The following is a 19519-nucleotide window of genomic DNA, read 5'->3' on the forward strand; positions in this document are numbered from 1 at the left end:
AAAACCATGAAACACTTTATCGCCGCAGCCGCGTTTTCCACTGTTCTGGCGAGCCAAGGGCTTGCAGAAGAGATCATCACTATCCCCTTCGACGGCAGTTTTGATGATGCAACGTTCGCCGTGGAGTCCGCGATTGTGGGACAAGGGCTGGTCATCGACTATGTGAGCCATGTTGGGGAAATGCTGAATCGAACAGGCGCAGATGTTGGCAGCGACAAGCAGATATTTGCGGCCGCAGACATCTTCATTTTCTGCTCGGCAAAAATCTCGCGTGAAGTGATGGAAGCGGACCCGATGAATATCGGCTTCTGCCCCTACGGAATTTTTGTCGCTGAAGACGACAGTGGCGTGATGGTGGGATACCGAAGTTACCCGGACGGACCGATGCAAAAGGTCCAGTCTCTGTTGTCAGGAATCGTCGAAGAAGCCGTTGGGAACTGAAATGAACTATCAGCAGTTTTTTCGTGGTCTACTCGACCAGCTTCGGGAGGAAGGGAACTACCGGGTCTTTGCGGATCTCGAAAGGCAGCGTGGCGCGTTCCCGACAGCACGTAGCTACGCGGAAAATGGCCCCGAAAAAGTCACTGTGTGGTGCTCAAATGACTATCTGGGAATGGGTCAGCACCCCAGTGTTGTCGCAGCAATGCACAAGGTGATCGATGAGGTTGGTGCCGGGGCGGGAGGAACGCGGAATATCTCTGGAACCACCCACCAGCATGTTTTGCTGGAGCAAGAGCTTGCTGATTTGCATGGCAAGGACGCTGCGCTTCTGTTTACGTCCGGGTACGTCTCGAACTGGGCTGCCTTGGGAACCTTGGCGTCTCGCATACCTGGCATCACAGTCTTGTCTGATGAGTTGAACCATGCCTCGATGATCGAGGGCATTCGCCACAGTCGATGTCAGAAGCGTATCTGGAAACACAACGACGTGGCGGACCTTGAAAGGCACCTTGCTGAACTGCCTGCCAACGCACCGAAGCTCATTGCGTTTGAGAGCGTCTATTCCATGGATGGCGATATTGCACCAATTGCCGAGATCTGTGATCTGGCCGATCGCTACGGCGCGATGACCTATTTGGATGAGGTTCACGCCGTAGGGCTTTATGGCCCGCGCGGAGGCGGCATAGCTGAGCGCGAAGGCCTGATGGATCGGATAACCGTCATCGAGGGGACATTGGGCAAAGCATTCGGCGTGGTTGGTGGATACATCGCGGCGTCGAAAGAGCTAGTCGACTTTGTCCGATCCTTCGCCAGTGGATTTATCTTTACCACTGCATTGCCGCCTGCCGTGGCCGCAGGAGCTGCCGCTTCGGTTCGGCACCTGAAGCAAAGTAATTCGGAACGACATCTACACCAGCAGCGCGTGCGCGAGGTGCGAGACAGGCTGGACGATCTGGACATTCCGCATACACCAAACCCAAGTCACATCATTCCGGTCATGGTCGGCGATCCGGTCAAGTGTCGCTTCATCTCTGACGTGCTGATGCGTGACTATGGGATTTACATCCAGCCGATCAACTATCCAACCGTGCCCAAGGGAACGGAACGTCTACGGATTACACCTTCGCCAGTGCATTCCACGGAAGACGTGGATCGACTGGTATCTGCCTTGGGTGAGTTGTGGGCTCAATGCCAATTGGCGCGCAGGCCAATGGCTGCACAGTGACAATGACAACTTGACCGAGGACATGGACGCGCAAGCAACGAAGTGAGAGTTTCTGTTGATGGAAAGGCTCATCGATTTGTTGGGAGACCCTGGCGCTTTGGCATTTGCCGGTGCGATTGTCGGTATCTTGTTCGGCGTGACAGCTCAGAAGTCTCACTTTTGTTTGCGAGCGTCGACCATCGAAGTCGCCGAAGGCGAGCTTGGTCCCCGCCTGGCGGTTTGGCTGATCGCCTTCACCGCTGCGCTCACCTTAGTACAGGCGTTTGTCGCGTTTGAGTGGTTAAACCTTTCTGAGACACGCGCGATCGCGTCGACGGGCAGTCTTAGCGGCGCAATAATTGGCGGGGCGATGTTCGGCGTTGGCATGGTTCTTGCGCGTGGGTGTGCATCTCGCCTATTGGTATTGGCCTCCTGCGGTAATCTGCGCGCCCTGATTACAGGATTGGTTTTAACCCTAGTTGCTCAGGCGGCCTACACGGGCGTTCTTAGTCCCGCCCGCGAATTGCTTTCCGGGATCTGGACTGTCTCAGGAGGCGCCTCGAGAGATCTTTCAGAAATACTTGGATTTTCGCCCGTGGCTTATACAGCCGTTGCAGCGTTGGGATTGGTGTCGGCAATTGCATTCGCATTCCACCGGAGAGTCACGCTTATCAGGGTCGTTACAGCCGCAGGCGTTGGCGTGGCTGTGGCGCTTGGCTGGATGATGACCTTTGCGATCGCGCTAGCATCTTTTGACGTCGTGCCTGTGTCGTCAATCACATTTACAGGACCGGCCACGGATACACTAATGGCGTTGGTTGCCGAGAGGAACGTCGTGTTGTCCTTCGGTATCGGCCTCGTTCCAGGCGTAGCAATTGGTGCCGCAGGCGCGGCCTTAACTGCAGGGGAGTGGAAGATCGAACGGTTTGGCCCGGATACTCCGATGGAGCGCTACCTTGCTGGAGCTGTCCTCATGGGGTTTGGAGCCATGCTGGCCGGAGGTTGCGCCGTGGGAGCAGGGCTTTCCGGAGGGTCCGCACTGTCATTGACGGCATGGCTTGCCGTTTTCTTCATGTGGGTTGGAGCAATCAGCACGCATAGGTTATTGAGGCGAATGCCTGTTCCACAAACGTCCTGAGCTATTCGAATTCCATCTGCTCAAAAACGCGCCCGGCATTTTTTGTCGCCAGTTCCTCAAACGTGTCCAAATGGGCATATGGTGACTGATCGACGTAGTAAGCCTCTGCCAGATCGCCGCCGGCATCCATATGCTCTTGGATCTTGCCGCGCAGATAGATCAGGTAGTCGCGTGTATAGCGGCGCACCTGATCCATGTTTGTCGGATGACCGTGGCCGGGGATGACATATGTGGCTCCCAAAGCTTCGAACTCGTTGTCCCAAGTCTCAAGCCAATCTGCCGTGTAGGTTTCCTGAAAGATCGGCAGCATGCGCTCGTGAAACGCCATGTCACCCGCGATGACTAGGTTTTGGTTGGGCAGCCAAATCGAGATATCGCCGGGACTATGGGCCGGTCCGAGATATTTGGCCTCAATCCGGAAATCACCCATTTCAACTACGTATTCATCCTCGAATGTCTCGGTTGGGCCAGCCAGAAACGTTCTTTCCGCCTTGTCCTGATTGTACCGTTGCATTCCTTCAAGGATCTGAGGGCCGTATTCCTCGAATTCAGCCGCAGCATCCGAATGGGCGATAATTGGAACGCCGAGCTCTGACCAGTAGGCGTTGCCAAGCATCGCGTGCCCCTGGCCATTCTCGTTGAAGACAAGCTTAACCGGCTGATCCGTGATCGACTGAATTTCCTGGTGAAGCGCTTCAGCAAGCACATAGGCCGCGCCGCCGTTTATGACGATCACGCCCTCCCCGGTTACGATAAAACTGAGATTGTTGTTATGACCAGAGTTCTCGTAGGTCGGCGGGGCGGTTGCGCCAATGGCAGAGTAGACGCCGGGGATGTATTCGACCGGTTTGGAATACAGCACACTTTGCGGGTATTGGTCTGCAATATCCTCGCTTGCCCAAGCTGGTGTGGCCAGGGTCAAGACAATCGCCAGCGATCGCATCATTATGGCTCTCCAATGAACTTAAACTTATAAGCAGAGCCAGTCTTCTCGACCCGGCCGATCCCACCATTCGGCAGGTGGAACCCAATTATTTTCATTTGCTCGTGGGAAATTTGATCCAGCAGCGAGTTTCGAGTTGCTGCGGCTGCTTGTTGATCCTGATCCGTGCCGCTGTGCCAGTCGGGGCGTTCAAAAGCTACGTGTGGATTTCCCAACGCGTCGCCGACAATCATCACGGATTCACTGCCGCTGCGAATTTCAAACGCCATGTGGCCGGGCGTGTGTCCAAAGCTTGCGCGTGCGGCAATACCGGGAAGGATCTCTTGTCCGTCGTCAAAGAACGCGACCTGATCCTCAATTGCCGCCATACGCCGCTTCGCGCCTAAAGCGAACGCAGCGCGATCTTCTCCAATGGTATCCACCGTCGAGGGGTTCCACCAGTAATCCCACTCATCGCGGCCAAAGTGATGCGTGGCGTTGGGGAAAAGAAGGTCATCGAAATCATCCAAAACGCCCCAGATGTGATCCGGGTGCGCATGGGTGAAGATCACGTGCGAGATGTCTTCGGGCGACAGGTTGATAGTTTCAAGAGATTCCAGAAGCTTGCCAGATGTTGGCATGAAATCGGGTCCAGCTCCCACATCGAACAGCACCGTGTTTTGACCATCTCGATAAAGTGCCACATTGCACTCTGGCTCGTACTTGGTTGCGTCCACCTTATAGCTGTCCAGAAGCTGCCTGAGTTCTTCCTTCGGCATGGCGCCGAAGACCATTTCCGGCGGCAATGACAGGTACCCGTCTGACATAGTTGCAATCCGAGCCGAAAAACCGAGTTGTAGCTCTGCCCAAGCGATTTTGGATTGAACACCAAGTGCCGCGAGACACGCGGCGTTGTGTAAGAAAGTACGTCGAGAAAATGAACTTTTACCCATACACAATCAATAAAATGAATGTTTTAATTTGTAAATGACGAAAGATGGAGAAGAATGGAGTTTCGCCAAGCTATCCTTAAACGGCAGGGCCTTGTAGCAACGCTGCTGGTTTCAACCTAAAGACGTCGATTCAAGCTTCGCGACCTCAGGCGTTTCCTGAATCAGTGAACCCACAGAACTGTGTTGCCAAGACACCCGATGAGATGATGAAGGAGCTCTTTGAGAAAAAGCCGGGACTCGAACAGAGGTCGCGTCGTCGGCTGCTCTGGCGGCACCCTCTTTTCAAGCTTCAGATGCGCCTTGAGCACCTCTTCCAGTAGTTCTCCCAAACAGATCCATTCTTCCATGCCTCGCTTGAAACGCGTGTTCCGTCTAAGCAGGTCACTAATTGGTGCTACATGTGCGCATGGAAACTGTGGATGCGTAGCTTTTGGGCTCGAGAGTTCAGACGCTCGGGATGACGGCACTGTATAGGCATTAGTGATCCCCGAAGCCTCAAGAAAATGCGCAAAATCATCTTTCTATGTTCAGGCTGTTCGGATGGAAAACTAGGGAAATGGGTTCGTTTGTGAATCTCGCAAAATGACTTTGTTTTCTGCCTTGGGAGTTCACGAGCGAGATTGAATCGCGAATTGTTTTGGGCAATCGGCGCGAATTTCTTTGGGTTGTTGTACGCAAATTTTCTCAATGTTTTTGAGAGGCGATGCGAACGTGTTCGCGGTGTCCTACAAAACTTGTGGGTTTGCGCATAGCACTTCGCGCACCCCATAAGTTTGCGTAGTTTGCCCATAGTTTTGCGCTGCGCGTTTGTCTGCACTAGCGACGCATTCAATCAGTTTATGGCATATTCGTTACGGTTAGACTTGCGGATCATCGGCAGCAGCTCTGCATCAACTTTTTCTTCGCCCGCGCCGGTCCCCGTAAGCCAAAGGTCTGCGATCTTGCGGACGAGCGCCCAGGCCGACTGGTTTCGAGGGTGGCCTTTAATCCGGCCGCCGAGACCTTTTTCTTTAATGCCAAATTGCTCGGCAGAACGCTCGTTCAACCGGATATTGTGATCGGACAAGTCCGCGAGTTCTGAATCGTTCTCAGCCACAGCTCGGGCGACCTCTTGATCACCAACATAGACAACCACCTTCAACATCCCGCTACCCCTTCCTTCGCCGGTTCATAACTCGGTCCAGGTGGCTGTAGTCCAGATCTCGCATGATCCTTTTTGGTGAGATGGAACCGAGTTTGCATGGACAAAGGAGGCTTTGCACGCGTGATTTGAAACACAGAGTTCCGCAAACCGGGGAAAACTTGTTCTATCGGGACGGAGACAGGACGACCTCGTGATGCAAAGTCGAAGCACCTCAACGGGTGACTTCGCAGCGGGCTTTTGGAAGGCATCCCGTCACCAACGCCATGATAGGGCGGCTCATTCGACCCCGGAGAGAACCATGACCCCGATGCGATCTAAACCCGCCCTTGAAATCGAAAACAGAGATAGAGAACTTTGCAAACTTTGGTGGACGGCCAACAATTTCCGTTGGCCTTGACTTGGTGATGATGCGATGCGTCCGTCCAACTTGCCATTCGCTGCGTGAGCAAAATTACACGATGGACAAACGCACCAAAACAGGGGCGAAGTAAACCTCAAGGGGCACAGGCCGAATGTCGCCTTTAGTATCCATCTGTGCGGTCTTTTCACAGTGCACTTAGGAAAATCGGTGGTTCGATTTCAGCAAACATCCAATGCAGGGCAACAGCCTGACTTTTCTTCTACTTTCCCATAAGAACTGCGTGTTCCCGTTCGATAACCCTTTCCCAATCGCCTTGCGTTTTCAGACCGGTCGAAGAATCTCCCATTAGCGAAGTCACCATCAATCTTCCGCGCGCTTTCGCTTCTTCTTTCGAAAACCCGGCCTGTTCAAACATCCAGGCGGCGAAGTGGAACCGTTTGCCGATGGTTCTTTGATACGATTCTTTCACCTTGTCATCGGTATTCGCCCACACTGAGACAGCGTGATCCGGCAAGGCAGCGTCCTCTTCTATGACCTTTTTCATAAGAAGAAGAATGCGGTCTTCCGGGGGACCGCCAAATGTCTTTGCCTGTGCGATCATTTTGTCAGTCAGTTCCTGCTCCCAATATCTGAGAACCTCATCCAAAAGCTCTCGGACGTTCTTGAAATGCCAGTAAAAGCTACCGCTTGTCAGGTTCAGTCGCTTTGCCATTGGCACGACTTTTATCGCGGAAACGCCACCCTCGTTGAGGACTTTGTAGGCCAGCAATATCCAGTCTTCCTTGGTCGCGGCGTTTTTGGGTGAGGTTCGGGTGACAGTTTCTGACATTCAGATTATAGCATTCATTATTTGACATAGAGTAGTCTATGGTCGTACCGTAGAGAAGTCTATGGGCAACTGGGAGTTCACGACGTCGTGCTCTCAGAAACGCCATGCAGAAATGGGGGGATCAATGAAAAGCATTATGCATTCCACGACTGGCGCATTATTGGCTTTGGGATTGTCGTTGGCTGGCACCGCTTCAGCGCAAAATGCGCTGCCGACTGGTCGAACTGCTTCTGCAATAGAAAATGGTGTTTATCCCGCGTCATACTTTCCCAACACTGAAATCCTTGGCGCGGATGAAATGCGTATCACGGCATTGGGGACAGGTATGCCTAACCAAACCAAGGCAGCCGTCTCGATTTCGTTTTATGTGGAACTTGGGAATGGGGACGTTTTTCTTTTTGACGTAGGAACTGGCGCAACGGGAAACCTGTTCTCGCTGCGACCGGACTTTGCGAAGATCGACAAGGTCTTCTTCAGCCATTTGCATGTTGACCACGTTGGAGATTTCATGGGCCTCCACGTTGGGGGGTGGCTTTCAGGTAGATATACCCCGCTCCGCATCTTCGGCCCGTCCGGATCAGAAGATGAGCTGGGCACTAGAGCCTATGTTGATGGCATGTCCAAAGCTTACGCCTGGGACTTGGCCACGCGAACGGGCGCACTGCCGGATGATGGCGCCAAGCTTGAAGTCACTGAATTCGATTACATGCAGGAAAACGAGATCGTTTATCAGGAGAACGACGTCACGATCCGGTCTTGGCCTGCTATCCACAGCTTAGATGGCTCGGTAAGTTATTCTCTGGAATGGAATGGGCTGAAATACGTCTTTGGCGGAGATACCTACCCGAACAAATGGTATGTAGAATATGCCAAAGGGGCGGACATCGCTTCTCACGAGGCGTTTCTTCCACCTGATGCTTTGGCCCCGTATTTTGGCTGGGACATGAAACAGGCGACCTATGTCGCGACGCGCGTTCATACCGAACCTGCGGCTTTTGGCAAAGTGATGTCTGCGGTCGAACCGCGTATGGCCCTCGGATATCACTCTGTTCTTTCTCCCGAAAATTATCAGGCGATTTTGGAAGGCGTCCGTTCGACTTACGATGGGCCGCTCACGCTCGCGCGAGATCTACAGGTGATCAACGTGACCAAGGACCAGATCGTTGTTCGGGAAGCGAGTGTTGATGAATATGCGTTGCCACCCGCTGTGAGCGACGAGTACATCAATGCCCCGCGTTCAAAAGAAAAAGAGCCATCCGACAAAGTCAATGCGGGAAAATGGGAGGGTTACACGCCACCGCCAATGCCGGATAATTAACCTTCAGGGGTGAGCAAAATTCCGATTTGGCAGTATCTGTACCGACTATTCCTGATGCTGAGCCTGATGGCCTCAAGTGCACAGGCCGTTTCGGCGGATGTCATTCTGACTAACGGATCAGAAGTCGCCCCCAATATCGCTGTCCTTCATGTCAAAGATGATGGGGTCTACGTCGACCTTGAGATCTATGTCGAAGATATTCCATTGTTTGCGGAAATGTTGCCAATAGGATGGTCATCAGATTTCGTCGGAGGTGAGCCGGAGGCTGAACAAGATACCAATCAAGGTTATGCGCAAGCCGAAGGCCGGGCGCTGTCGATTGTTGGAAGCGACGAACGGGCCCTAAACGCTGATATCAGAAAGGTGGAATACCGAACGCGCATAAACCGGGCCTCGCCGCTTGCAGGTCAGCGCGATCCCTTCTCGGGTCAAATTGTTCCCAGCCCGCCCAAAGATCCGCGCGTTCTCTTCGTCGAACTGTTCTTTCCGTTTCAAAACTCAGTTCCCAAGGAGCTGACTATTGTGCCTCCATCGCGGGATGGCGAACCACTGGTGACTATCGGGATGCAGGTTTTTGACCGTGAGGTTCCGGTCACGGATTTCAGCTTCTTGTCAAAGCCGGCAGAGTTAAAGATTCACTGGCCTGATCCGTGGGATAGCCGCTTTTCTGCTGAAAGCCTGAATCGAAAAGCGCAGGACGGGACCTCCACGTTTCTTTACATCGAACCCCGTGAAGTTCGGCATGAGACGCTGATCCGCTTGCGTGAACTGGCGCCTTGGATTGGTGAAACCTTCGAAGTGGGGCAAACGCTTTCGCCACAGCATAGCGCCTTGGTCGTAAACCAGGCGGCGTCCTTTTTGATTTCTCGTAACCCGGTGTCAATTGATGGCAAATTAGTGCAACCGTCAAACGCTACAGCAAAACTCCTGGAGCTCACATCGCAGGGTTTTCAGGTTGTAGAGCCGGGAAAGCAAGTGTTCGTGAACAATGCGTTTATCGGAGCTATCCTGTCTTTCTCATCGGCAGACCTTCCCGATCAGGTGACAGTCACATGGGATATGTTTGACGAGGAAATTTCCCGCGTTGCGACCATTTCAAACGATATCGCCGGGCCATTCTTTGGAGCTGTGACACCAGCAGGTCCTCAGTTTCATTGGCAGAACCACTTGCTCCAATACGAAAGAGCATCTGTTACTCAGATTCCAGTCGAGCAACAGAAACGGCAGAGCCCGGCAATGGCTTTGATCTCCGGGATGATCAGTGCCGCCTCACTTGCTTTTTTCCTGCTGTGCAAGGGCAAAGTTGCAAAGCGTGTAAGTTGCCTAACCGTTATTGTCGCTGCTTCGGCAACCCTGGCATTTTCGGGATATTTGCTGGAATTACCGTGGAATAAGCCCGAGCCCCCTGAACAGCAGGTTGCGGAAGATATACTGCGCTCAATGGTCGAGAACTTGAGCACGGTGACTCTGGAAGTTTCGCCGGCCGCAAGAAAGTCAGAGCTGGCACATATTGTGTCGGAAGCGTCTCTGGGTGACATTGCAACAGAGGTTGAACGTGGGCTCGCGATCCGAACGCCAGGAGGTAGTCTTGCTACGGTTACTGATATCAGCGAACTGGAATTAGAGCGCATTAACCCAACCCTCACACCGGGTGGATTTAGCACTCTGGCCAAATGGACAGTGAAAGCACAAGGCGGTCATTGGGGGCACGCCCACATGCGCGCCGTTACGTTTCGGGTGCTGGCGGAGATCATACCTGAGTCAGGCCATTGGAAGCTAGATGGATTAACTGTAATCGAGGCTCGCGATCCAAATGCATAAGTGTTTAAAAGCTAAGATTTTTGCTTTCGGCGCTTTGTTTGTCGGTGTGTTTTTGTCACTGACACTGTCGGCCTCGGCGCATTTTTTGCTTAACCTCAACGTTCGAATTTCGCATGTCGAGCATTCCGAAGACGGTCTACGTATCTACATGCGCACGCCCATGCCCTATTTGGTTGCAGATAAGGTCGGTGATCAGAATGGTGATGCCTTGCCGGACGCTGCACCATTCACGACTAATGCCATGAGCGACGGTCAGTTGGTCCACTTTGTCGACTTGCAGGCTGCCTTGAGCGATCCCAATGGGCTGGGGCAATTCGCCGAAGGTGGACTACATCTGTTGGTCGACAATCGGCGCTTAAGAGGAACAGTTGAGACCGTTCGCTTGCATCGCGTCGGAAATGAGCCCGGATTTGCAACTTTGGCCGAAGCTCAACAGGCCGTGGAAACCGAAACGGCCCTCATGCCACCGCTTTTTGTTGGTGACACAGTTGTTGATCTCGTCCTGCATTATGATACTTACGGTCCGGTCCAATCGTATAGCATTGCGAACCTGCTGGACCCCGGCTTGCCGGATCAGGACCAAACGGCCAACCTCATTCTCGACTACGCGTCAGACACAGCTCAGGTATTCCGATCTCGGGGTCTGATGACTGAACCATTGGTTGTTCAGCAACAAGGATACGGAGGATTCCTCAGTTTCGTCTGGGAAGGCATACGACATATCCTCGAAGGATTGGATCATGTTTTGTTTGTTGTGTGTTTGGTCATTGGAGCGCAGACCCTCAGGGCGCTATTGCTGCGTGCAACCGGTTTTACCGTTGGGCATAGTGTAACGCTGTCGCTGGGGTTTTTCGGGTTTGTACCATCGGGCGCGTGGTTTGTTCCCGCCGTCGAAACCGGGATCGCGCTTTCTATAATATTTGCAGCCGTCGCAGCGTTTATGAGTTTTAAGGACAATGCGCGCTCTGAAGTCACGATGGTGCTTCTGACAACGCTGATTGGCCTCTTGCACGGGCTTGGGTTTAGCTTTGTGTTGCACAAGATCTTGCAGGTCACATCTCCAAACATCTGGCAAAGCCTGCTTGCTTTCAATCTTGGCGTCGAGCTTGGCCAAGTCGCCATTATTCTTGCGCTCTGGCCTGCCTTGATAATGTGTCGGCGCGTGAACTCCAGTTTGTGGATGTCCCTACGAGTGGGCTTAGCCGGTGGATGTGCGGCTATCGCCTGCTTTTGGACCTTTCAGCGAGTTGCCGAAGTTTATTCCACGTTGGCTTAGGGTCATTGCGATGGCGCAGTCAGTGACGAATGCTTTGAATGAAAGCGGACTTTCGGCTGAACCGCGACATTAAAAGGAATGGGCTAGAAGCAGTCGTTCCTTGAATTCGACTCAACATCTGCTCCGCGGACTTTGTCGCCATCCGCTTTGTTTCACCCAAGAAGCGCAGTCAGCCCCAAGCGGACAATGAGAACTAAGTTTTTCACGTTCAGCTGGGAGTACCTGAACATAAGTCTTCAAAAGTCGCTTGGGTGCCGCACAACACTGTATTGATGCGAGGCTTACGGCCGCGCTCGCTTCGAACAATGCCAGATTAAGTATCATTCAGGTTGAGTGTAGCGGTTACAGGCTCATCATCCCTATTGCAAAAGAACCAGCTGTGATCACGTATGAAAGGAGTTTCAAAGCTGCCCCCAACATCAGTTTGACCGCGCTTGTTCTACCCATGGTCAACCCATACACTCATTGATTGAAGCGCTTGGAGCATAACCCTCAAAGAAACTCTGTGACTTCTATGGGATGCCATCTAAACTCCTGAGCAGCCCCCATCTGACTGGTCCGATTTGATGGTTAGTGCATGATTGGCCTCAGTTCCATCGGGATGATGGTTTCTGGCGCTGGTGGATGGTAGCCCAATGCACTGTGTGGTCTCTTCGCATTGTAGTGTTTTCTCCATTCTTCGATCAATATCTGGGCGTCGCGCAGGGTATAGAAAATCTCCCCGTTTAGGAGTTCGTCTCGGAACCAGCCATTGAAGCTTTCACAGTATCCGTTTTCCCACGGCGATTCCGATTCGATGTAGGCTGTTTGAGAGCCTACGGCTGCGATCCAATCCCGAACCGCTATTGCAACAAAGACGGGACCTTTGTTGGAACGTATGAACGCGGGAGGACCACGCAGGATGAACAGATCGGTTCGACGTTAATGCGCTATGACCATTCATGCAACGTTGCGCGCAAATCCTGCATAGTTGTACGCAAATGCTGTGCAAAACTACGGGCAAAGACACCCAAATATTCTGAATAAAATCAAATATAGGAATGTAGCGATGTGCTTGTACTTACAACAATTTATCGGTTGGCTTACCTCCATCTCGTAGAAGGAAAGACCGGCGGCCCGCGTGATATTCCCGAAGGTGGCGATCTAAAGGCGCTCTATGATTTGTTTGATGGTGCGAAAATGGGTAACAACGCCTATGACCGCGAAATGGCGATTGAAGCGGTTGAGATCGGAGCCGTCGACCTGGTGGCCTTTGGCCGACCTTTCATTTCCAACCTGGATCTTGTCAGACGGCTGGAGAAAGACGCCTCGCTGAATGAGTTGGATGAAACGACCCTCTACGGTGGGAATGAAAAAGGATACACCGACTACCCGGCACTGGGAGAGGAAGCGGTTGCCGCAGAGTGATGCATCACTCTTAACTCTTTGGTGACAGGCAATAGCAAATAGAGTGAGCGCGCCAGTTTGGGCGCGCTCTTTTCGCGGGTAAGGCAATACCTATTCTGGAAGTGGGGATTTATCACAAGTCTGCGAACGGACGACTTACCTCCAATTGCGGTGACTAAGAGACGCTTTTGAGTTTATCATCAGGGTCTCTTTGAGTTGGCGGATTCCATGTTTCAGCAGATACCATGTCCGAAAAAAAGTTGCGTGAGCCGGCCTGATGGATTTTGGCCTTACCTTCGGCGCAGAGTTGGTCCTTCGCATTTGCTGCCAATCAATTAACGTTAGGTTGGGAGTACGATATGGAATTACCAGCACTGACGTACGAAATGATAGCCGTACTGAGTCTACTATCTTTTACAGTCTTACTTTTTATTACCGAGATTATACGGATCGACGTCGCAGCAATTCTCGTAATGGTGCTGCTTGGCGCACTGAGCTATCTACCGGGGCTGGGCAATCTTGCCGATGTCTCTAGGCTCTTTGAAGGTTTTTCCTCGAACGCTGTGATGTCAATCATCGCAGTTATGATAATAGGGGCTGGGCTTGATAAGACCGGACTTATGTCAAAGGTTGCGGCCTTGATCCTTAAGAACGGTGGCACGACAGAAGCCCGGATCATCCCAATTATATCAACAACGGTTGGTGTCATCAGCTCCTTCATGCAGAACGTCGGAGCTGCTGCGCTTTTTCTGCCTGTTGTGAGCCGCATCTCGGCACGTACGGAAATCCCGATGAGTAGGTTGCTGATGCCCATGGGGTTTTGCGCGATTCTGGGTGGTACGATCACATTGGTTGGGTCGTCGCCCCTTATCCTGCTGAACGACCTGATTGTTTCGGCAAACTCATCCCTTCCAGCTGACCAACAAATGGAGACATTTGGGTTGTTTTCAGTCACGCCTATCGGTGTGATGCTGGTGCTGACAGGGGTGCTTTACTTTGTGCTCTTTGGTCGTTGGGTCCTCCCAGCGCAGCGGGAGCGTGGAGAAGATGCAAGCTCGGCGCGGTCCATGCAGGCTTACGTCGAAAACACATACGGGCTTAGGGCCGATATGTTTGAGATACGTGTCCCTGAAGGCTCGATCATCATCGGGCAAAAGCTTTCGGATCTGATGGTCGCCCATAACATGTACATTCTGGGCACATCTTATCGCGGCCACAAGGTCATCGCGCCGATGGCTGATACCAAGATCGAAGCCCCGGCGCGGCTTGCCGTGCTTGGCCTGCGTCGGGTGGTTGAGCACCAGTTTGCTGAGCCTTACGGCTTGGAGATCCTGCCCCAACTAGATGTCTTTGCAGACGATTTCGCCGCGACCCAATCGGGGGTGGCCGAGGTTGTTATTCCTCCCGGTTCTTCGGTGATCGGCCAGACTCCGATCGATTTACGTCTCCGCCAAACACATGGTTTGTCTTTGTTGGCCATTCAGCGTGGCGAAGAAACACTAAGCCACGTTGAGACCGAAGATCATTCAGCTACGCATATCGGGCAAGTTCCTTTGCAAGCCGGCGACACGTGTGTGGTGCACGTGCAGTGGGACCGTCTGACACGAGTGAAGGCAGACCGGGATTTCGTCGTTGTCACCTCGGACTTTCCCCAGGAAGAGTTGCGGCCACACAAGGTCGGATGGGCGCTCGCTTTCTTCCTGATAGCGTTGAGCTTAATTCTATTTTCTGAACTGCGCTTGTCGTTGTGCCTGTTAGTTGGCGCTGTTGGCATGGTTTTGAGCCGGGTGCTGTCGATTGATGAGGCTTACGAGTCGATAAGTTGGAGCACAGTTTTTCTACTCGCTTCACTGATCCCGTTGGGGCAGGCGGTTCAGAACACCGGCACTGCGGATTGGATTGCAGCGCATGTGTTGGCCCTTTTGAAGGGGTGGCCGATCTGGTCTTTGCAAGCAGGAATAGCCGTTTTGGCGACGGCGTTCACGCTGGTCATGTCGAACGTAGGTGCAACTGTTCTGCTGGTGCCGCTAGCAGTTTCTATTGCTGTATCGGCGGGTGGAAACCCGGCTGTATTTGCTCTCACCGTGGCAATTTCAACGTCCAACTCATTTTTGATCCCAACACACCAGGTGAACGCGTTGATCATGGGCCCGGCAGGTTACAGGGTGGTCGATTTTGTTCGCTCGGGCGGTATCATGACTCTGCTTTTCTTGGTTGTTTCAATGACTGGACTTGCGATTTTCTTCTGAGCCGCCTCTCGGCGATCCGTACAGATGAACTCATAATATAGGGTTTTTGAGACCAAATTTTTTTGTCGGATGTTAGATTCAAGACGTCTGCAAAAAAGAACCTCCGCCGCGAGGGACCGAAGCAATGCGTCGAAGTCAACCAAACCTGAAGTCGGTAAACGCTGGAACTGGACCGTTTTAGTTTTATCAATCACTGTTGTCGGACCAAGACCGTCGGCAATTTTGGAGAGTTCACGATGAAGTTCCTTCGTACACCGGACCACCAGTTTGACGGATTGCCAGATTTCGACTTTGGCCCGAACTATCTTGATGTGGATGATACCGAGGGCGGTCTTCTCCGTCTGCACTATTTGGACGAGGGACCGGCGCAGGCACCGCCAGTGTTGTTGATGCACGGAGAGCCAACCTGGTGCTTCCTGTATCGGCACATGATTCCGTTATTCAAAGATGCGGGCCATCGAGTTCTGGCTCCTGATTTGATTGGGTTTGGCCGGTCGGACAAGCCCACTGAGCGATCCGACTACACCTACCAACGCCATGTAGACTGGATGTCCGAGTGGTTGCGGAAAGTTGACCTGACGGGCATCACATTGGTTTGCCAAGACTGGGGCGGACTCATTGGCTTGCGGCTGGTTGCGAGTATGCCCGAGCGGTTCTCTCGTGTGGTTGTGGCGAACACGGCCCTACCTACCGGTGACGTGCCCTTGGGTGAGGCATTTCTTTCATGGCGGGAATACTCGCAATCCGTGCCGGAATTTAATTCGGGACGCATCGTATTCGGTGGCACAACATCCAAGATTTCAGATGAAGAGGTCGCAGCCTATAACGCACCGTTCCCGGATGCGCGCTATCTGGCAGGCGCTCGTGAGTTTCCAGTGTTGGTGCCCGACACGCCTGACAATCCAGCTTCAGAAGCCAACCGAGCCGCATGGGAAACCCTCAAGACCCTGAACACTCCGTTTCTGACTGTTTTTGGAGAAGATGACAGCGTCATGGCGGGGGTAGACAAACTGTTCCAAAAGTCGATCCCCGGGGCAGTTGGTCATAATCATATCGTTGTGCCAAGAGCCGGGCACTTCATTCAAGAAGATGCTGGCAGAGAGCTAGCACACGCAACGTTGAAATTCATTGAGCAAACATAGCGGCTGTCAGATTAGTGACTTCCCCTACGGCTCTGACGCACACCAAATTTGCGACGCAAATGCTCGGCCAAGGCCGTTATGCGACGTGGTTGGGCTCGGCTCGGCGGAAACATCATTTGCAAAGGTTTCGGCGGTGGGAGGAAGTTGCGCAAGACAGAAACAAGTCTGCCAGATCGAACATCGTCGCCGACATCCAGCTCGGACTTCAAGACGACCCCATGGCCTGCGATCGCCCAATCGCGGATCAGTGAACCATCATTGACTATTCGACTTCCCTTTACCGATACGCGCTGGGCATTTGGTCCTGACCCAAACTCCCAAACGTTGTCGATCATGTCGCCAAACCTCATGACCAAGCAGTTGTGGTTCAATAGATCTTCTGGTTTTTCAGGCGTTCCGAATGAGGCCAGATAACTTGGGGACGCACACACGAAACGTTGGTAGCTTCCTAGATTTCGCAACCTGAGCGAGCTGTCTGTGATGTTGCCGAAGCGAACGGCGAGGTCGAAACCCTGGCCGACAAGATCGACATAACCGTCTGAGAGGGAAAGTTCGATTGAGACGGCAGGGTTCTCTTCGGTGAATTCGGCAATAACCTTGGAGACAATGCTCCGTCCCAAATCAATGGGCGCGCTTATGCGAATTGGACCAGACAGAGTTTCGGCGCCGTGCCGAACTAGTGTATCCAGGTCCGCAACCTCACTGAGAACGTTTCTTGCCCCATCGGCTAGTACTCGTCCTTCTTCGGTCAGGCTAATGGAACGGGTGGTGCGGTTGAACAAAACCACACCGTAATGTGCCTCCAGAGCCGCGAGCCGCTCGGACACTGTCGTGCTCGACATCCCTGTCTCGCGCGCCGCCGCCACAAGACTGCCTTTCTCGGCTATGGTCAGAAACAAGCGAAGGTTGTCTAAAAGCATTAAACGGAATTTCCGGATTATATGTTCGATCTTGCCCTGTTTATCCCGAAAGTACTGCGGCGTAAATCTTGCGCATCGCTCAAGAACACAAGGGATCTATTCCAATGGCCAAGCTGACAATCCTCGCCAACATCAAAGCCAACCCCGACAAGATCGACCTCGTAAAGGGTCAGCTGATCAAGCTCATCGACACAACCCGTGCCGAAGAGGGTTGCATTAACTACGACCTGCACCAGGACAACGACAACCCGGTTCATTTCGTGTTCTACGAAAACTGGGAAAGCCGAGAACTTTGGCAAACCCACATGGGTGCTCCGCACCTTGCGGCTTACCTGGAAGCAACAGAGGGCGCCGTTGCAGAATTCACGTTGAATGAGATGACAATCATCGGTTGATACAGAACCGGACAAAGGAGCAAGCTATGAAAGCCGTGGGATACCGCGAGACAGGGTCAATTGATCGGGCGGACGCCTTAGTCGACTTCGAGGCCGACAAACCGACGCCGAAGGGGCGCGACTTGTTGGTGAAGGTGCAGGCCGTTTCAGTAAACCCGGTCGATACGAAAATTCGGCAAAACCGTGCTCCTGTTGGTCCAGCACCTGATATTTTGGGGTGGGACGCAGTAGGCGTCGTCGAAGCAGTTGGCGAAATGGTTGAGACTTTCAGACCAGGAGATACAGTTTGGTATGCCGGGGCGATCAACCGACCGGGAACCAATGCCGAGTTTCATCTGGTGGATGAACGTATTGTCGGAGCCGCGCCAAAATCCATACCTGCGAAAGCGGCGGCGGCTATGCCGCTCACGACGCTTACTGCTTTTGAGATGCTGTTCGACCGCTTGCGAGTCCTGGATACCGTGCCAGGTGGAACCAGTACTTTGCTGGTTATTGGTGGCGCAGGCGGTGTCGGGTCGATCACCATTCAATTGGCGCGGGCTCTCACTGACTTAAAAGTGATAGCCACTGCGTCCCGACCCGAGACACAAGACTGGGCTCGAGAGCTTGGCGCACACCATGTCATCAACCACGCGGAACCTTTTGGCACACAACTCGAGGCTCTCGGTATCGATAGCGTGGATTTCATTTTTTCGACAAACCATTCCCAGCTTTATACGTCTCAAGCTGGAGAGGTGATGACACCCCAAGGTCGCTTTGGGTTGATCGATGATCCTGAGACCTTCGACATCGCGCCGTTCAAAGCCAAATCGATCTCATTGCATTGGGAGTTCATGTACACTCGGTCGCTTTTCGGGACTGGAGATATGAATCGTCAAAGTGAAATCCTGAATCAGGTCGCCGGGTTGATAGATGATGGAAAGATCAGATCCACAGCGACCGATACACTCGGTAGGATCAATGCTACAAACTTAATGAAAGCGCATGCTATCCTCGAAAGCGGCAAGGCCAAAGGAAAGCTCGTGCTTGAGGGGTTTTAGATGAGAATAGAGCGGTTGGATCATGTGAATATCGTGACGACAAGGTTGCCTGAGATGGTTGCTTGGTATGAAGAGGTCCTGGGTTTGAAACCTGGGACCCGCCCTGATTTTCCGTTTCCCGGAGCATGGTTGTATGCGGGTGATGACGCCGTGGTCCACCTTGTGGGTCACCAAGGAACGCCAAATGTCGGTTCCGAAGTGAAGCTCAAGCTCGAGCATTTTGCGCTCTCAGCCACGGGGTTGAGCGCATTCGAAGAAAAACTGAGCTCGAATCAGGTCCAGTATCGCAAAACTGACGTCCCGGGGACTAGAATGGTCCAAATCCACGTGGCCGATCCTGATGGAAATCATATTCATATAGACTTCGAAGAAACCGAGTAAGTGGCTTACCCTCGAAATAGTCGGAACGCATAATCAAGCGTGTAACCTCTTGCCGATTAGTGGTCGAGATCCTTGCCGGGTCGCTTCCAAGAATTACGTGGGTCAACATTTTTGGGCGGTAATAACTTCGATTTGGAGATCAGCATGCCGGACCTCGAAACAAACAAGAAAAACGTCATCGCCTTCTACGAGATGATGTTCAACGCGTGTCGACCTGCTGAGGCCATAGCGACCTTTGTTGGGGAAACCTATACGCAGCACAACCCGCATGTTGGCGACGGCAAGCAAGCTTTTGTTGACTATTTTGAGCGCATGGCCGCCGAATACCCGGGAAAGCGTGTGGATATCAAACGTGCCTTTGCTGAAGACGATCACGTTATTCTGCATTGCCATCAGATCTGGCCCGATGGTCTCGAGTACGCAGGGATCGATATTTTTCGCCTGGATGCTGATGGCAAGGTTGTCGAACACTGGGACGTTCTTCAGGAAGTTCCAGCAAAAAGCGAGAATGACAATGGCATGTTTTGACTTCGCAGTTCTGACTGCGGAGCATTGAACTTCGAAAGCTCCTGTCTGCTAAACCACGATAGTCAAAGGGT

General features: G+C 52.7%; 17 protein-coding genes and 2 pseudogenes. 13 read left to right on the forward strand and 6 right to left on the reverse strand.

Going from position 1 to position 19519, the window contains the following annotated elements; translation table 11 throughout:
- The first annotated feature begins 6 nt into the window (after nt 1-6).
- From ACP15L_RS19240 to ACP15L_RS19250, 3 genes are read left to right on the forward strand one after another with little or no spacing between them, the layout of a single operon-like run.
- Nucleotides 7-441, forward strand: a complete 435-nt coding sequence (locus ACP15L_RS19240) for a DUF302 domain-containing protein (RefSeq protein ID WP_425085469.1) — start codon at nt 7-9, stop codon at nt 439-441.
- A gap of 1 nt (nt 442) precedes the next feature.
- Nucleotides 443-1666: a 5-aminolevulinate synthase gene (gene hemA / locus ACP15L_RS19245; RefSeq protein ID WP_425085414.1), complete on the forward strand. Its 1224-nt coding sequence runs from the start codon at nt 443-445 to the stop codon at nt 1664-1666.
- Between the two features lie 58 nt (nt 1667-1724).
- Nucleotides 1725-2783, forward strand: a complete 1059-nt coding sequence (locus ACP15L_RS19250) for a YeeE/YedE family protein (protein ID WP_425085415.1) — start codon at nt 1725-1727, stop codon at nt 2781-2783.
- 1 nt (nt 2784) lies between these two features.
- Here the strand turns inward: ACP15L_RS19250 and ACP15L_RS19255 are convergent, their stop codons facing one another.
- From ACP15L_RS19255 to ACP15L_RS19270, 4 genes are all read right to left on the reverse strand, one after another.
- Nucleotides 2785-3726, reverse strand: coding sequence for an MBL fold metallo-hydrolase (locus tag ACP15L_RS19255; RefSeq protein WP_425085470.1), 942 nt, complete (start codon nt 3724-3726; stop codon nt 2785-2787).
- Between the two features lie 2 nt (nt 3727-3728).
- On the reverse strand, nt 3729-4532 hold the full coding sequence (locus ACP15L_RS19260; protein WP_425085416.1) for an MBL fold metallo-hydrolase: 804 nt from the start codon (nt 4530-4532) through the stop codon (nt 3729-3731).
- Between the two features lie 958 nt (nt 4533-5490).
- The gene (locus tag ACP15L_RS19265; RefSeq protein WP_425085417.1) at nt 5491-5802 is read right to left on the reverse strand and encodes a hypothetical protein; all 312 of its coding nucleotides are present in this window, start codon (nt 5800-5802) and stop codon (nt 5491-5493) included.
- 620 nt (nt 5803-6422) lie between these two features.
- Complete coding sequence (locus ACP15L_RS19270; RefSeq protein ID WP_425085418.1) at nt 6423-6932, reverse strand: TetR/AcrR family transcriptional regulator; 510 nt, start codon at nt 6930-6932, stop codon at nt 6423-6425.
- A gap of 184 nt (nt 6933-7116) precedes the next feature.
- Here ACP15L_RS19270 and gntH point away from each other — a divergent pair, with 184 nt between their 5' ends.
- The 3 genes from gntH to ACP15L_RS19285 are packed head-to-tail and all read left to right on the forward strand — an operon-like array spanning nt 7117 to nt 11407.
- A complete protein-coding gene (gene gntH / locus ACP15L_RS19275; protein ID WP_425085419.1) occupies nt 7117-8310 on the forward strand; it encodes a guanitoxin biosynthesis MBL fold metallo-hydrolase GntH in 1194 nt (397 codons plus the stop codon).
- A 9-nt stretch (nt 8311-8319) separates the two neighbouring features.
- Nucleotides 8320-10131: a hypothetical protein gene (locus ACP15L_RS19280; RefSeq protein ID WP_425085420.1), complete on the forward strand. Its 1812-nt coding sequence runs from the start codon at nt 8320-8322 to the stop codon at nt 10129-10131.
- A 52-nt stretch (nt 10132-10183) separates the two neighbouring features.
- A complete protein-coding gene (locus ACP15L_RS19285; RefSeq protein ID WP_425085421.1) occupies nt 10184-11407 on the forward strand; it encodes a HupE/UreJ family protein in 1224 nt (407 codons plus the stop codon).
- Nucleotides 11408-11977: 570 nt separating this feature from the next.
- On the opposite strand, the pseudogene ACP15L_RS19290 reads toward ACP15L_RS19285, so the two are convergent.
- Nucleotides 11978-12322 (reverse strand): annotated as a pseudogene (locus tag ACP15L_RS19290) (integrase core domain-containing protein); the annotation flags it as partial.
- Between the two features lie 156 nt (nt 12323-12478).
- Between ACP15L_RS19290 and ACP15L_RS19295 the strand changes: the two are divergent.
- The 3 genes and pseudogenes from ACP15L_RS19295 to ACP15L_RS19305 form a co-directional block, all read left to right on the forward strand.
- A pseudogene (locus ACP15L_RS19295) lies at nt 12479-12814 on the forward strand (alkene reductase); the annotation flags it as partial.
- Nucleotides 12815-13152: 338 nt separating this feature from the next.
- Nucleotides 13153-15042 (forward strand): SLC13 family permease, encoded by a 1890-nt coding sequence (locus ACP15L_RS19300; protein ID WP_425085422.1) that lies wholly within the window; start codon nt 13153-13155, stop codon nt 15040-15042.
- A gap of 236 nt (nt 15043-15278) precedes the next feature.
- Nucleotides 15279-16184, forward strand: a complete 906-nt coding sequence (locus tag ACP15L_RS19305; protein WP_425085423.1) for a haloalkane dehalogenase — start codon at nt 15279-15281, stop codon at nt 16182-16184.
- An 11-nt stretch (nt 16185-16195) separates the two neighbouring features.
- Here ACP15L_RS19305 and ACP15L_RS19310 read toward each other — a convergent pair whose 3' ends face one another.
- A complete protein-coding gene (locus ACP15L_RS19310) occupies nt 16196-17104 on the reverse strand; it encodes a LysR family transcriptional regulator (RefSeq protein WP_425085424.1) in 909 nt (302 codons plus the stop codon).
- A 104-nt stretch (nt 17105-17208) separates the two neighbouring features.
- Here ACP15L_RS19310 and ACP15L_RS19315 point away from each other — a divergent pair, with 104 nt between their 5' ends.
- From ACP15L_RS19315 to ACP15L_RS19330, 4 genes are all read left to right on the forward strand, one after another.
- Nucleotides 17209-17499: a putative quinol monooxygenase gene (locus ACP15L_RS19315; protein WP_425085425.1), complete on the forward strand. Its 291-nt coding sequence runs from the start codon at nt 17209-17211 to the stop codon at nt 17497-17499.
- Between the two features lie 26 nt (nt 17500-17525).
- The gene (locus ACP15L_RS19320) at nt 17526-18539 is read left to right on the forward strand and encodes a zinc-binding alcohol dehydrogenase family protein (RefSeq protein ID WP_425085426.1); all 1014 of its coding nucleotides are present in this window, start codon (nt 17526-17528) and stop codon (nt 18537-18539) included.
- A complete protein-coding gene (locus ACP15L_RS19325; protein WP_425085427.1) occupies nt 18540-18920 on the forward strand; it encodes a VOC family protein in 381 nt (126 codons plus the stop codon).
- Nucleotides 18921-19064: 144 nt separating this feature from the next.
- Nucleotides 19065-19448: a nuclear transport factor 2 family protein gene (locus tag ACP15L_RS19330; RefSeq protein WP_425085471.1), complete on the forward strand. Its 384-nt coding sequence runs from the start codon at nt 19065-19067 to the stop codon at nt 19446-19448.
- The last annotated feature ends 71 nt before the right edge of the window (nt 19449-19519 follow it).

This window comes from Ruegeria profundi (assembly GCF_049800715.1).
GTDB classification, from domain to species: domain Bacteria; phylum Pseudomonadota; class Alphaproteobacteria; order Rhodobacterales; family Rhodobacteraceae; genus Ruegeria; species Ruegeria profundi_A.

Coding starts and splice junctions, on each gene's coding strand:
- ACP15L_RS19240 (WP_425085469.1), top strand. CDS start 7: ATGAAACACTTTATCGCCGCAGCCGCGTTTTCCACTGTTCTGGCGAGC.
- hemA (WP_425085414.1), top strand. CDS start 443: ATGAACTATCAGCAGTTTTTTCGTGGTCTACTCGACCAGCTTCGGGAG.
- ACP15L_RS19250 (WP_425085415.1), top strand. CDS start 1,725: ATGGAAAGGCTCATCGATTTGTTGGGAGACCCTGGCGCTTTGGCATTT.
- ACP15L_RS19255 (WP_425085470.1), bottom strand. CDS start 3,726: ATGCGATCGCTGGCGATTGTCTTGACCCTGGCCACACCAGCTTGGGCA.
- ACP15L_RS19260 (WP_425085416.1), bottom strand. CDS start 4,532: ATGTCAGACGGGTACCTGTCATTGCCGCCGGAAATGGTCTTCGGCGCC.
- ACP15L_RS19265 (WP_425085417.1), bottom strand. CDS start 5,802: ATGTTGAAGGTGGTTGTCTATGTTGGTGATCAAGAGGTCGCCCGAGCT.
- gntH (WP_425085419.1), top strand. CDS start 7,117: ATGAAAAGCATTATGCATTCCACGACTGGCGCATTATTGGCTTTGGGA.
- ACP15L_RS19300 (WP_425085422.1), top strand. CDS start 13,153: ATGGAATTACCAGCACTGACGTACGAAATGATAGCCGTACTGAGTCTA.
- ACP15L_RS19305 (WP_425085423.1), top strand. CDS start 15,279: ATGAAGTTCCTTCGTACACCGGACCACCAGTTTGACGGATTGCCAGAT.
- ACP15L_RS19310 (WP_425085424.1), bottom strand. CDS start 17,104: ATGCTTTTAGACAACCTTCGCTTGTTTCTGACCATAGCCGAGAAAGGC.
- ACP15L_RS19315 (WP_425085425.1), top strand. CDS start 17,209: ATGGCCAAGCTGACAATCCTCGCCAACATCAAAGCCAACCCCGACAAG.
- ACP15L_RS19320 (WP_425085426.1), top strand. CDS start 17,526: ATGAAAGCCGTGGGATACCGCGAGACAGGGTCAATTGATCGGGCGGAC.
- ACP15L_RS19325 (WP_425085427.1), top strand. CDS start 18,540: ATGAGAATAGAGCGGTTGGATCATGTGAATATCGTGACGACAAGGTTG.
- ACP15L_RS19330 (WP_425085471.1), top strand. CDS start 19,065: ATGCCGGACCTCGAAACAAACAAGAAAAACGTCATCGCCTTCTACGAG.